Raw genomic sequence first — 12,675 nt, forward strand, 5'->3', positions numbered from 1 at the left:
AGCGCCTCAGGGGGGTCACTTATTACTCAAGCATTCCTTCATGAACGCCTTGCGCTCATCGCCCTTGAGCGACTTGGTGCCGGCGTCCGCGTTGCAGGTCTTCATTTTTTCCTGCTGCGTGGCGGGTTTGGCGGGCTTGTTCGAGAGGCAGGATTTCATGAAGGCCTTGCGCTCGTCACCCTTGAGCTCCTTGGCCCCGGCGTCCGCGTTGCAGGCGGTCATTTTCTGTTGTTGGGCCGTGGGTTCCTTGGCCGCCGCGGGTGTGGCGGTGATCATGCCCAGGGACAGCGCCAGGCCGGCTGAGGCGATGGCGGAAAGCAGTTTCTTCATGTTGGTTCTCCTGCAGTGCAAAAAGCGACAGAAATACCCGAAAAAGATGCGGGCCACTCAGCATAACGCGAGTTGACATGCCTCAGATGACACGGGAACGTAAAATCGCCGGATGCTCTCCGTCAAACAGGATTTGCTCGCCGCTCTGGCTGCCGAGCTTGAAAAACTTTCGCCCGGCGCCGGCGCGCGCGCGGCATTTGAAAACCCCAAGGTTGCGGCCCATGGCGACTTCGCCTGCACGGCGGCCATGCAGTTGGCCAAGCCACTGAAGGCCAACCCGCGAGCCCTCGGTGAACAATTGAAAACAGCGCTGGAGGCCACAGCGGCATTCCAGAAATGGGCGGATGCCATCGAGATCGCCGGACCCGGTTTTCTGAACATCCGCCTCAAGCCGGCCGCCAGGCAGGAGGTGGTGCGCGAGGTGCTCGCGCAAGGCGCGCGGTTCGGTTTTCAGCCGGATCGCAACGAGAAGATCCTCGTGGAGTTCGTCTCCGCCAACCCCACGGGCCCGCTTCACGTGGGCCATGGCCGCCAGGCCGCCATTGGCGACGCCATCAGCAACCTGTATTCCACCCAGGGCTGGAAGGTGCACCGCGAGTTCTACTACAACGACGCGGGCGTGCAGATCGACACGCTCACCAAGAGCACGCAACTGCGCGCCAAGGGCTTCAAGCCGGGGGACGAGTGCTGGCCGACCGACAGCGAGAATCCGCTGGCCAAGAATTTCTACAACGGCGACTACATCGCCGATATCGCGCAGGCGTTCCTGAACAAGGAAACCGTCAAGGCCGATGACCGTGAGTTCACCGCCAACGGCGATGTCGAGGATTACGAGAACATCCGCAACTTCGCCGTGGCCTACCTGCGCAACGAGCAGGACAAGGACCTGCAGGCGTTCAACCTCAAGTTCGACGAGTACTACCTCGAATCGAGCCTGTACACCAACGGCTATGTGGAAGACACCGTCAAGCGGCTGATCGCCAGCGGCCACACCTACGAGCAGGACGGCGCGCTGTGGCTCAGGTCCACCGACTACGGCGACGACAAGGACCGCGTGATGCGCAAGTCCGACGGCCACTACACCTACTTCCTGCCGGACGTGGCCTATCACATCCAGAAATTCAAGCGCGGCTACGGCAAGGTCGTGAACATCCAGGGCACGGACCACCATGGCACGATCGCCCGCGTGCGCGCGGGATTGCAGGCGGCCGATGTCGGCATTCCCCAGGGCTACCCCGACTACGTGCTGCACACCATGGTGCGCGTGGTGCGCAATGGCGAAGAAGTGAAGATCAGCAAGCGCGCGGGCTCCTACGTGACGCTGCGCGACCTGATTGAATGGACCAGCAAGGATGCTGTGCGCTTCTTCCTGCTGTCGCGCAAGCCGGACACGGAATACACCTTCGACGTGGACCTGGCGGTGGCGCAGAACAACGACAACCCGGTGTATTACGTGCAGTACGCCCATGCGCGTATCTGCTCGGTGCTGCGCTCCTGGCAGGAGCAGGGCGGCGCGGGAGCGGCCGCGCTCGGGAACGTCGACCTCTCGGCGCTGGAGGGCCCGCAGGCCCAGGCCCTGATGCTGCTGCTGGCCAAATACCCCGAAATGCTCGCGGCCGCGGCCGCCGGCAACGCGCCACATGACGTTACCTTTTACCTGCGCGATCTGGCCTCCGCCTATCACTCGTACTACGACGCAGAGCGTATCCTTGTGGACGACGAAAAGGTCAGGCTGGCGCGCCTGGCGCTGGTCGCTGCGACCGCGCAGGTATTGCACAATGGCCTCGCCGTTCTGGGCGTCTCCGCGCCCGAGCGTATGTAACTTCGAGTGACTACAACGGTTTTATGAATCTTCACAAGCAACGCGGCGGCCTCATCCTGGGGCTTATCCTGGGCGTGCTCGTCGGTCTCGCCGCGGCGCTGGCCGTGGCCGTCTACGTGACAAAGGTGCCTGTCCCGTTCCTCAACAAGAACGCGACCCGGGGCGCCGATCAGGACGAGGCGGAAGCGCAGCGCAACAAGAACTGGGACCCCAATTCCAGTCTCTCCGGCCGCAATCCGGCCAAGCCCGGCTCCTCTGCTCCCAGGGATGCCACCACGGCTCCCCCCGCCGTGACCGGGACGGTGACGCCCGCCCCCGCCCCCGAGCAGACGGCTTCCGCCGCGCGCGCGGGCGCTTCGGCCGCCACGGCGGCCGTGCAGCAAAAGCCGGTCAGCAGCGACCCGTTGGGCGATCTGGCGCGCGCCCGGGCCGCAGCCGCTCCGGCCCCGGCACCCGCTCCCACCACCAATGACCCGTTCGACTATTTCGTGCAGGCCGGGGCCTTCCGCTCGCAGGCCGACGCCGATGCGCAGCGCGCCAAGCTGGCGATGCTGGGCTGGGAAGCGCGGGTGAGCGAGCGCGAACAGAATGGCCGCACCGTCTTCCGCGTGCGTATCGGGCCTTTCGGAAAGCGCGACGATGCGGATTCGCTCAAGGGCAAGCTCGAAGGCGCGGGGATCGAGACCGCGCTCGTTCGCGTCCAGCGCTGAACTTTTTGATGCCCTCCCGCTCACAATCCCCAGTTGATACAAAAACCAAAGAGGAATTTTCATCTTATGAAACGCCGTGAGTTTTCCCTGTCCACTGTGTCCGCAGTTGCCGCTTCCGCTCTGACACTGCCATTCGCCACTTCCGTGCAGGCCCAGGCGCGTGCGTTCAAGGAAGGCAAGGATTTCGTCAAGCTCAAAAAGCCCGTGGCGACCGACGCTCCAGCGGGCAAGGTCGAAGTGATCGAGTTCTTCTGGTACAGCTGCCCGCACTGCAACGCGTTCGAGCCCGCCTTCGAGGCCTGGGCCAAGAGCGCTCCGGCCAACCTGGCGATCCGCCGCGTGCCGGTGGCGTTCAACGCCAGCTTCATCCCCCAGCAGAAGCTGTATTTCGCGCTGGAGAGCATGGACCTGCTGCCCAAGCTGCACACCAAGGTGTTCCATGCGGTGCATGTCGAGCGCCTGCCGCTGAACAAGGACGAGGCGATCTTCGAATGGATCGGCAAGCAGGGTGTGGATGTCGCCAAGTTCAAGGAGGCATACAACTCCTTCAATACGGCGAATCAACTGCGCAAGGCATCCGCATTGCAGGATTCCTATCAGGTCGAAGGGGTGCCTTCGATGGGCGTCGCGGGCAAGTACTACACCGACGGCACGATGGCGGGCAACATGCAAAGCGTGCTGCAGGTGGTGGAATACCTCGCATCCCTCAAGAGCTGATTCAGGCCGCTGCTTGATGGCTGGATTTGCAAAGCGCGCCCTTGTGGCGCGTTTTTTGTTTGCGCCCCGGCGTCGGGCGGCTGGCCGCGCCTTTCTGATTTGGCCTGCGAAACCGGGTGGAGCCCAGTACTTCAGTACAATGATCGAGCAAGATTCATGCCCTATGACAACCAGACTCATCCCGCTCCTTCTTGGCTGCCTGCTGGCGTTCGGCCCGGTGGCTTCGCATGCTGAAAAAGCAGACCGCGACAAGCCCATGAACATCGAGGCCGATGCACTGCGCCATGACGAGCTCAAGCAGATCAGCGTGTTCACCGGCAACGTGGTGATGACCAAGGGCACCATCGTGCTGCGCGGCGCGCAGCTCGAGGTGCGCCAGGACGCGGACGGCTTCCAGTTCGGCACCGTCACCGCGGCGGCCGGCAAGCGCGCGTTCTTCCGCCAAAAGCGCGACACCGCGCCGGGCGCGCCGCATGAGTTCGTGGAAGGCGAGGGCGAGGTCATCGAATACGACGGCAAGGCCGACATCGTCAAGTTCATCCGCCGCGCGGAGCTGCGCCGCTACCGAGACGCCACGCTGACCGATCAGGTCAACGGCGCGCTCATCGTCTACAACAACATCACCGACATCTTCACCGTGGATGGTGTCAAGAGCACCACTCCCGGCGGTCAGGCTGGAGGCTCTTCCGGCCGCGTCCGCATGACGCTCACGCCCAAGGAACGGCCGGCGCAGGATGCGCCCGCTTCGGGCGGGGCGCAGCGCCCGGGCGAGGCGCCGGTGCTGCGTGCAAGCCCCGAGATGGGCAGCGGCGGCGGCAAGTGAGCGGTGGCGAAGTACTGAACAACCCTATGTCCGCAGAACAATCCCCGCTGCCCGACGGCAGCAGCGACACCGATGCCGAAAGCCGCCTGGAGGCGCTGCATCTGGAGAAGTCTTACGGCAGCCGCAAGGTGGTGAAGGACGTTTCCCTGTCCGTTCGCAAGGGCGAGGTGGTGGGGCTTCTGGGGCCCAACGGCGCGGGCAAGACGACGTCGTTCTACATGATCGTGGGGCTCGTGCGCTCCGATGCCGGCGAGATCTACATCGACGGGCAGTCCGTGCAGGATCTGCCCATCCACCGCCGCTCGCGCCTGGGCCTGTCGTACCTGCCGCAGGAGGCGTCGATCTTCCGCAAGCTCAATGTCGAGGACAACGTGCGGGCCGTGCTCGAACTGCAGCAGGACGAGCATGGCCATGCGCTGTCGCGCGCGGCCATCGAGGAGCGCCTGACCCTGCTGCTGCAGGAGCTGCGCGTCGACCACCTGCGTGAATCCCCGGCGCTCGCGCTCTCGGGCGGCGAGCGCCGCCGCGTGGAAATCGCCCGCGCGCTCGCAACGCAGCCGCGCTTCATCCTGCTCGACGAGCCGTTCGCCGGCATCGACCCGATCGCGGTGATCGAGATCCAGCGCATCATCGGTTTCCTGAAGGCGCGCGGGATCGGCGTGCTCATCACCGACCACAACGTGCGCGAAACGCTGGGTATCTGCGATCACGCATTCATCATCAGCGACGGCCACGTGCTCGCGCAGGGCACGCCATCGGAGATCGTCGACAACGCAGATGTGCGCCGGGTGTACCTGGGCGAACATTTCCGCATGTGAGTGCCATGGGCGACATCCTGGGAATGCATTTCACCGCGATAAAGAGCCGCAAGCCATGAAGCCGGGACTGTCGCTTCGCGTATCGCAGCATCTGGCGCTCACGCCGCAACTGCAGCAGTCGATCAAGCTGCTGCAGCTGTCCACGCTCGAACTCGATCAGGAGGTCGAGCAGATGCTCGACGACAACCCGTTCCTCGAACGCGAGACCGATAGCGCGCCTGGCGAAGAATTCGGCCTTGACCGCGCGGACGCTCCGGCCCCCGCCGACGACGGCGGAGGCGAGGCGGAAGGCTCGCTCTACCAGCTCTCGAGCGCTTCCGGCGCCGCATCGCCCGGCGCCGAGGAAGACCACGGCGCGGCGGGCGACCCGGACCCGGCGGCATCACTGACCGAGCAGGTCGATTGGGATGGCGACGGCACGGTCGATGTCAAGCCGGATGATGGCGAATGGGGCGGCGACGCGCCCGCGCGCAACCACACCAGCAGTTCGGGCGACGACGAAGTGGATGCCATCGATCTGGCGCGTTCGCACGAATCGCTGACCGACCATCTGCACCGGCAGGCGCTGTCGCTGCACCTGTCGGAGCTGGACAGCGCGGCCGTGCGCTTTCTCATCGAATCGCTCAATGACGACGGCTATCTGGAAGAATCGCTGGCCGAACTGGCGATCTCGCTGGCGGGAAAGGATGCTCCCACCGAGGCTCTCGAAGAGCTGGTGCATCGCTTCACCGTCGCGCTGCGCCTGTTGCAGAGCCTGGACCCGGCCGGCGTGGGCGCGCGCAATCTCGGGGAATGCCTGGAGCTGCAACTGCACGGCATGAACCAGGACGAGGAAGGCGATCCGGCCATTATTGCCGTGGCGCTGGAGATCTGCCGCCATTCGCTCGACCTGCTGGCGCGCCGCGACGTCAAGCGGCTGACGCAGGCCACCGGCGCGAGCGAGGAGAACACCCGCGCCGCCATGAACCTGATCGCGCGCCTGGAGCCGCGTCCGGGACGCCGCTTCGCGGATGTGCAGCGGCAGATCATCGTGCCCGACGTCATCGTCAAGAACGTGGGACGCGGCGCGCAGATGCGCTTCACCGTGCAGCTCAACGCGGACGTGATGCCCCGTTTGCGCGTGCATGATGTCTACGCGAATGCGCTGCGTGGACAGCGCGGCGGCGAAGCCAATGCCGGGCTGCAGCAGCGCCTGCAGGAGGCGCGCTGGTTCATCAAGAACGTGCAGCAGCGCTTTGACACCATCCTGCGCGTTTCCACCGCCATCGTCGAGCGGCAGAAGAACTTCTTCGTGCACGGAGAGCTCGCGATGCGTCCGCTGGTGCTGCGCGACATCGCGGATGAGCTCGGCCTGCACGAATCCACCATCAGCCGCGTGACCACGGCCAAATACATGTCCACGCCGCAGGGCACGTTCGAGCTGAAATACTTTTTCGGCTCTGGACTGGGCACGGAAACCGGCGGCAGCGCATCCAGCACGGCGGTGAAGGCGCTGATCAAGCAACTGCTGGGCAACGAAAACCCGAAAAAGCCGCTGTCGGACAGCAAGATCGCGGACATGCTGGCGGAGCAGGGCATCGAATGCGCCCGCCGCACGGTGGCCAAATACCGCGAGGCGCTGAAGATCCCGCCCGCGAATCTGCGCAAGGCGGTGTGACGCGTTCATCATCCAGGGGCGACTGTATGAAAATGTCGCTTCTCATGGCGATCCACATCAAACTTACAGGAAAGCGATATTGCCAGCGGCGAATTAAATGGCGACTATTAGCCATTGCCAACAACAAACGCCATATGAGTGGCGATTGAATAAATCTCAGGGGCATTCTGGTGGGAATGTAGGGGGAAGCGTAGCGGTCGCCGCAACGGAGGACGGGTTGTCATCGTCGCATCCGTTGCCGCACTCAGGATGGCCGCCAAGACGACGCCGGTACATGTAGGCCGTATGTCTTGATGCAATATCAAGACATGGCCTCATGTGCCAGGCGAGCGTCGCCGCCGCGCCCGGCCTGCGGCGGGCAGCCCATGGTGTCACAATGCCGCCCCAGGCATTCTTCTTCTCCCTCCCATGGCCCGCATCGTCTTTGAACTCCCCGCCCATTTCGCCTTCGCCACCGAGGTGCAGATCTACATCAGCCATGTAAACCAGGGCGGCCATCTGGACAATGCCCAGTTGCTGAGCCTGGTGTCCGAGGCGCGGCTGCGCTTTTTCCAGGAAATCGGCTTCCCCACGGCGCAATACCCGGATGTCACGATCGTGGTGGGCGACATCGTCGCGCAATACAAGTCGGAAGGCTTTCACGGCGAGGTGATGTGCATCCGCATGACGCCGGCGGACTTCAACCGGTATGGGTTCGACCTGGTGTTCAGCGTCACCGAAAAATCCCAGGGCCGGGAAGTGGCGCGTGGCAAGACCGGCATTGCCTTCGTGAGCAAGGCGAACCGCAAGGTCGTGCCGATCCCGGAGAAGGTGCTGAGCCAGCTCGTCGCGATGCAGCGGCAGGGCTGAGGCATGGCGCGCGATGCGCATGCGGGGCAAGGCCCGTTTTGGCTGTAGGATGATGTCGCGAATTTCACATTAAGAAAAACAAAAGTTAACATCAACCATTTGTAAATGTGGATAGCATGTTCCAAATGGCCCGCCTTCCGTGAATGCGAGGCAGGGTCTGGATCTTCTCTTTTGCTGTAGTCAAGCGGTAGAGGAACGGCCTGTATGAACGTGTACGCACGCCTTCCCGCTGCAGCAGTGTGGGAGGCGGCACATGGCGAAGGCGTTTGGAAAATGTCTGCATGCGGCCTTGGCGGCATGTCTCTTGATGGCATTTGAAGCGGCGCGGGCACGGGAGCTTGCCCCCGTCGATGCGCTGCTGGCCGCGCCCGGCGTGGCCGCCAAGGAGGCCGCCGCGGTACCCGACTCCGTGCGGCAGCTCAGGCGCGATTCGCGATTGGGAACAGCGGTCTTTGTCTCGGTGGACCCCGCAAGGCGCCTGGCGGCAGACCAGCGAAAGCAATGGGCCCGGCGTGATCCCGTGAGTGCGGCACGCGAGGAATTCAAAAGCCTGGCGCCACTTTATGGCGTGAGCGCAACCGAGCTGGACACCGCGCCGGCTCAACTGCAGAAGCCGCTGGACAGCGGTGCGCAAATGGTGCGGTTCACGAATCAGCGCGACGGCATTCCGGTTTTTCGCGAGCAGGCGACGGTGCTCCTGAACGGACAGAACCAGTTGCTGAACATCGGCGGCGCGATCGGCGGCACCGGGCTTGCCGCACCCACCGCGAAGTCAGCGGCCGCGAATCCCTTGTCCGCCGCCGCGGCCGCGCAGAAGGCTCTGGACGATTTCGATTTCTCCACGGATGTGATCTCCCTGTTTTCCGAACCTGTAGGCGAGGCGGATGCGGGCGGTTACCGGAGGCTTGATCTGCCGGCGACGGTCAAGGGCGCGCGGGGAGCGGTTCTGGAGGAGCCGATTCGCTACCGGGCCACATGGTTTCGCATGCCGCAGGGGCTGCTGGCCGCCTATTACATGGAACTGCGGGTGCGCGAGGATGGCGAGCACCACGCCTATGCCTACGTCATCGACAGCGGCAGCGGCGAGATACTGTTTCGCAACAGCATGATCTCGCACGACGCCGTTTCCTACACCTATGGCGTGTGGGCCGATCCACAGACCGGCGTGCCCTACCGCGGCGCGCAGGGGATGGATCTCAGCCCGTATCCGGCCAGCGGCCCCAACGGCTATTCGCCCGGCATGGCGGCGCCGTCGAGGATCACGCTTGCCAATGCGCCTTTTTCAAAGAACGATCCCTGGGTGGATTCCAGCGTCAATGCCACCTTGAGTTTCAGCGTGGGCAATAACGTCCGCGTGTTCGGCGATGTCAAGAGCCCCGATGGAGATGGCGGCGCGCCGCTGTCCGGCAAGGTGTTCTGCAGTCCGAACGCATCGTCCGTCAATGCCGATTTCTATGCCTGCACGGCGAGCCAGTCCTTTGATTACGGCTACGATTTTTCGGCTGGTGCGCTGGCCAATCTGGGGCAGGCTTCCAGTTCGGTGTCCAACATGTTCTACGTGATCAACTGGCTGCACGATTGGTTCTACGATGTGGGATTCGATGAGGCGGCGGGGAATGCGCAGGCCAGCAATTTCGGGCGCGGCGGCCTGGAGAACGACGCGATTTCCGCGCGGGCGCTCAATTACATCGGCATGAACAACGCCTCCATGGATACGCCAGCCGACGGCGGCACACCCATCATGCGCGCCTATGTCTACAACCGCGGGTCGCCCACTCGCAGCGCCGCGCTGGACAACACCATCGTCATCCACGAGTGGAGCCATTTCCTGAGCAATCGCCTGATCGGCAACGGAGCGGGCCTGTCCGCCCGGCAGGCGGCTGGACTGGGCGAGGGCTGGGGCGACTTCCTGGCGCAGCTCGTCACCGTTACCGAGCAGGAGCGGCTCAAGCCAGGCAACGACCATTACCAGGGTGCTTACGCGCACGCTGCCTACGCCAACGGCGCCACGATGGCTCCCGCGCTGGATCAGAACAATGCTTCCTACTTTGGAAGCCGGCGGTTTCCCTACTCGACCGACTTCGCCGTCAATCCGCTGACGTTCAAACATATCCAGGATGATGAACCGCTGCCGGGCGGCGCACCCGTCAATGCGCCGCTGATCGCGTCACAGGCCCAAAACGGCGTATCCAATTCGGAGCTGCACAACACCGGCGAAGTCTGGGCCGGCATGCTGTGGGAGTGTTATGCGGGAATGCTCAATGCACGGCCGTTTTCCGAAGCGCGGCAGCACATGAAATCCTATCTGGTAGCCGGCATGAAGCTCACGCCGGTGAACCCGTCGCTGCTGGAGGCGCGCGACGCGCTTTTGGCGGTCATGGCGGCCAACGATCCGCAGGACTATGCTGCCTGTCTTACCGGTTTTGCGCGGCGCGGCGCGGGGCTGGGCGCTCAGGGGCCGGACCGCTATTCCACCAGCAACAAGGGCGTGGTCGAGAGCTTCGATGCGGGTCCGATGCTGGTGGTGGAAGCTGCAGAACTGTCGATGAGCCAGCCGGGCGCCATGACCTGCGACGGCGATGCGAACCTGGATAACGGAGAAACCGCGCAATTGCTCGTCACGGTCGTCAATCGTGGCAATGTCGCGGTCAGCGGCGCATCGCTCGATCTGCGGGCCGACGAGCCGCTGGTGCGGTTTCCGGGGGGCAACGTCCTGGCGATGGACGGCGCGATCGAGCCCGGGCAGAGCCGGGTGATGGCCGCGCCCGTCTATGTGTCAGGCCTGAACGGCTACGTCCGTGCCACGTTCAGCGTGAACGTGGTCATGCCCCAGGACCAGCCGGGCGCCGCCACGGGCCGGTCGATACAGGCCTGGCTGAATGCGGACATCACGCAGAACAGCGCCTCGTCGGATACGGCTGATTTTCCGGATGCGGGAATGGTCCTGGGCAGCGCCAACTGGTCCATCGTCTCCGGCGACGCGCAAAACTGGTATCAGGCGAGCGTGCCTGGCGCCAAGGGCAGCCATGTGCTGTACTCGCCGTGGCTGCGCGTCGATGCGCAGTCGGATTTCGTGCTGACGTTCGATCAGCAATACGATTTCGGACTGGACGACACCAACGGCGGCCAGCTCACCATCGCAGAGGAGCAGAAGCCGGATACCGCTCTGCCGCGCGACAGGGTCGCCTACAACGGCAGCATCTGGTCGTCGCGCGGCGACGTGGCCAACACCAATCCCCTGCGCTCGCAGCCGGCCTTCGTGCGCAGGAGCGGCGGCTGGCAGCGTGACGTCACGGTGAACCTGGGACGCGTGTACGCGGGCCGCACAGTGCGCATCGGCTGGCGGCTGGGAACGTCGGAGCTCGCGCCATCGCCCGAAACCCAGTTCTGGAGAGTCGACAACCTGCGCTTCTCGGGATTGAAGGAAAAGCCGTTCTCCACCATCGAGGCCAATGCCCGGTTCTGCACGATTCTCACGCCCGTGGGCGACGGCGGGAGCGACCCCCTTACCGTGCAATTGACGGACGTTTCGGGCCAACCGGTGGCGATTTCCGACGTGGGCATCACATTCAGGGGCCCCGGGGGCGATGGCGACGTGGCCACCGTTCTCACCGACGAACTGGGGCAGGCCGCTTCGCCGTTCGCCAATGCCAGCGCGAGGGATGCTCTGGCCGGCGTGTCGCTGGCAGGCGCCGTGCCCATCGTCTCCCGAGCCGATGGCGCCGCGGCGCCGGCCGAGGCCCGGGCTACCGCGCTGGACGACAAAGCGGGCGCGTCCGCTGTCCAGGCCAGGGCCATCCCGACCCTCTCGCAATGGGGGCTGTGGATGCTGGCGTTGCTGGTGGGGCTGCTTGGCGCGGCAGTGGCAAGGCGCGGCCGGGCGTGATGCACGCGTGAGCGTAGCGCCGTCTCTGGCTCAGAGCCTGGCGAACAGCGCCACGATGGCGGCCAGCGCCGCCAGCATCAGGCCGAATTTGGTGATCTTGTAGGCGGTTTTGTTCCAGGCCTTGAAGCGGCGGCGGTATTGGCCGGCATAGAACGAAATCTTGAACAGGCGGCTGATGACGCCGCGCGGGTCGCCTTCGTTGTTGGGCGAGCTGGCCGCCGCGACCACGTTGGTGCCCAGCCAGCGGTTGAGCCACTGCGCGAAGCCGTTGGTCATCGGACGCTCGACGTCGCAGAACAGCACGATGCGGTTGCCGTTGGTGGCGTTCTGCGCCCAGTGCATGTAGGTCTCGTCGAAGATCACGCCCTCGCCTTCGCGCCAACTGTAGGGTTCGCCGTCCACCGAGATCATGCAGCGGTCGTCGTTGGGCGAGACCAGGCCCAGGTGATAGCGCAGCGAGCCCGCATACGGGTCGCGGTGCAAATTGAGTTTGGCGCCCGGCGGCAGCTCGGCGAACATGGCAGCCTTCACGCTTGGAATCCGCGCGACCAGCGATGTGGTGAGCGGGCACAACTCCATGGCCGAGGGGTGTGCGTCGCCGTACCACTTCAGGTAAAAGCGCTTCCAGCCTGTCTTGAAGAACGAGTTGAAGCCCGCGTCGTCATTGTTCGCGGCGGCCTTGATCTGCATGTTCTTCTGCAGATTCACGGCCTCCTCGCGGATTTCCCTCCAGTGCGCCTGCAGCGGCGCGAGTTCGGGAAATGTGCTGGTCGGCAGATACGGCGTGCGCGGCACTTTCGAGAATGCCAGCATGAATACGTTGAACGGCGCGGTGAACGTCGAGTGGTCGAACAACTGGCGCATCGCCTTGTGGCGCACCTTCCCGCGCAGGTGCATGTACAGCCCGCTGAGAGGGAAGATGAGAATGATGACCAGGAACAGGATTTTCAGAGCCATGTGCGCACCGCTTGGGCGTCGAGCGGGGGAGGAGCCCGCAGGAGGTTGGGCGGCGCGCAGCCTTCATGCACGCCGCTGGAGATTGAATATCTCTTTAGAACGTGTT

At 64.2% G+C, this 12,675-nt stretch carries 10 protein-coding genes; 8 read left to right on the forward strand and 2 right to left on the reverse strand.

Annotation, left to right across the window (positions count from 1 at the left end; genetic code table 11):
* Nucleotides 1-15 precede the first annotated feature (15 nt).
* Nucleotides 16-330, reverse strand: coding sequence for a PsiF family protein (locus tag ABWP92_RS13425; protein WP_353235893.1), 315 nt, complete (start codon nucleotides 328-330; stop codon nucleotides 16-18).
* Nucleotides 331-442: 112 nt separating this feature from the next.
* Here ABWP92_RS13425 and argS point away from each other — a divergent pair, with 112 nt between their 5' ends.
* The 8 genes from argS to ABWP92_RS13465 all read left to right on the forward strand — a co-directional run bounded on the left by argS (nucleotide 443) and on the right by ABWP92_RS13465 (nucleotide 11,612).
* Nucleotides 443-2,152, forward strand: a complete 1,710-nt coding sequence (gene argS / locus ABWP92_RS13430) for an arginine--tRNA ligase (RefSeq protein WP_353235894.1) — start codon at nucleotides 443-445, stop codon at nucleotides 2,150-2,152.
* Nucleotides 2,153-2,175: 23 nt separating this feature from the next.
* A complete protein-coding gene (locus ABWP92_RS13435) occupies nucleotides 2,176-2,862 on the forward strand; it encodes an SPOR domain-containing protein (RefSeq protein ID WP_353235895.1) in 687 nt (228 codons plus the stop codon).
* Nucleotides 2,863-2,928: 66 nt separating this feature from the next.
* A complete protein-coding gene (locus tag ABWP92_RS13440; RefSeq protein ID WP_353235896.1) occupies nucleotides 2,929-3,579 on the forward strand; it encodes a thiol:disulfide interchange protein DsbA/DsbL in 651 nt (216 codons plus the stop codon).
* A 163-nt stretch (nucleotides 3,580-3,742) separates the two neighbouring features.
* Nucleotides 3,743-4,402 (forward strand): lipopolysaccharide transport periplasmic protein LptA, encoded by a 660-nt coding sequence (gene lptA, locus ABWP92_RS13445; protein WP_353235897.1) that lies wholly within the window; start codon nucleotides 3,743-3,745, stop codon nucleotides 4,400-4,402.
* A 26-nt stretch (nucleotides 4,403-4,428) separates the two neighbouring features.
* A complete protein-coding gene (gene lptB / locus ABWP92_RS13450) occupies nucleotides 4,429-5,220 on the forward strand; it encodes an LPS export ABC transporter ATP-binding protein (protein ID WP_353235898.1) in 792 nt (263 codons plus the stop codon).
* Between the two features lie 55 nt (nucleotides 5,221-5,275).
* Complete coding sequence (locus tag ABWP92_RS13455) at nucleotides 5,276-6,877, forward strand: RNA polymerase factor sigma-54 (RefSeq protein ID WP_353235899.1); 1,602 nt, start codon at nucleotides 5,276-5,278, stop codon at nucleotides 6,875-6,877.
* Nucleotides 6,878-7,285: 408 nt separating this feature from the next.
* Nucleotides 7,286-7,726 carry an acyl-CoA thioesterase gene (locus ABWP92_RS13460; protein WP_353235900.1) on the forward strand — a complete coding sequence of 147 codons (441 nt, stop codon included), beginning with the start codon at nucleotides 7,286-7,288 and terminating at the stop codon, nucleotides 7,724-7,726.
* 307 nt (nucleotides 7,727-8,033) lie between these two features.
* The gene (locus tag ABWP92_RS13465; protein ID WP_353235901.1) at nucleotides 8,034-11,612 is read left to right on the forward strand and encodes an IPTL-CTERM sorting domain-containing protein; all 3,579 of its coding nucleotides are present in this window, start codon (nucleotides 8,034-8,036) and stop codon (nucleotides 11,610-11,612) included.
* A 30-nt stretch (nucleotides 11,613-11,642) separates the two neighbouring features.
* On the opposite strand, the gene ABWP92_RS13470 is transcribed toward ABWP92_RS13465, so the two are convergent.
* On the reverse strand, nucleotides 11,643-12,569 hold the full coding sequence (locus ABWP92_RS13470) for an aspartyl/asparaginyl beta-hydroxylase domain-containing protein (RefSeq protein ID WP_502907535.1): 927 nt from the start codon (nucleotides 12,567-12,569) through the stop codon (nucleotides 11,643-11,645).
* Nucleotides 12,570-12,675: the final 106 nt, after the last annotated feature.

Origin of the sequence: Diaphorobacter ruginosibacter (assembly GCF_040396215.1) — a bacterium.
In the GTDB taxonomy this organism is placed as follows: domain Bacteria; phylum Pseudomonadota; class Gammaproteobacteria; order Burkholderiales; family Burkholderiaceae_C; genus Diaphorobacter_A; species Diaphorobacter_A ruginosibacter_A.

Bases quoted from the DNA above. Each gene is read 5' to 3' on its own strand.
- ABWP92_RS13460 (WP_353235900.1), top strand. From the start codon at position 7,286: ATGGCCCGCATCGTCTTTGAACTCCCCGCCCATTTCGCCTTCGCCACC.
- ABWP92_RS13470 (WP_502907535.1), bottom strand. From the start codon at position 12,569: ATGGCTCTGAAAATCCTGTTCCTGGTCATCATTCTCATCTTCCCTCTC.
- ABWP92_RS13465 (WP_353235901.1), top strand. From the start codon at position 8,034: ATGGCATTTGAAGCGGCGCGGGCACGGGAGCTTGCCCCCGTCGATGCG.
- argS (WP_353235894.1), top strand. From the start codon at position 443: ATGCTCTCCGTCAAACAGGATTTGCTCGCCGCTCTGGCTGCCGAGCTT.
- lptA (WP_353235897.1), top strand. From the start codon at position 3,743: ATGACAACCAGACTCATCCCGCTCCTTCTTGGCTGCCTGCTGGCGTTC.
- ABWP92_RS13435 (WP_353235895.1), top strand. From the start codon at position 2,176: ATGAATCTTCACAAGCAACGCGGCGGCCTCATCCTGGGGCTTATCCTG.
- ABWP92_RS13425 (WP_353235893.1), bottom strand. From the start codon at position 330: ATGAAGAAACTGCTTTCCGCCATCGCCTCAGCCGGCCTGGCGCTGTCC.
- ABWP92_RS13440 (WP_353235896.1), top strand. From the start codon at position 2,929: ATGAAACGCCGTGAGTTTTCCCTGTCCACTGTGTCCGCAGTTGCCGCT.
- lptB (WP_353235898.1), top strand. From the start codon at position 4,429: ATGTCCGCAGAACAATCCCCGCTGCCCGACGGCAGCAGCGACACCGAT.
- ABWP92_RS13455 (WP_353235899.1), top strand. From the start codon at position 5,276: ATGAAGCCGGGACTGTCGCTTCGCGTATCGCAGCATCTGGCGCTCACG.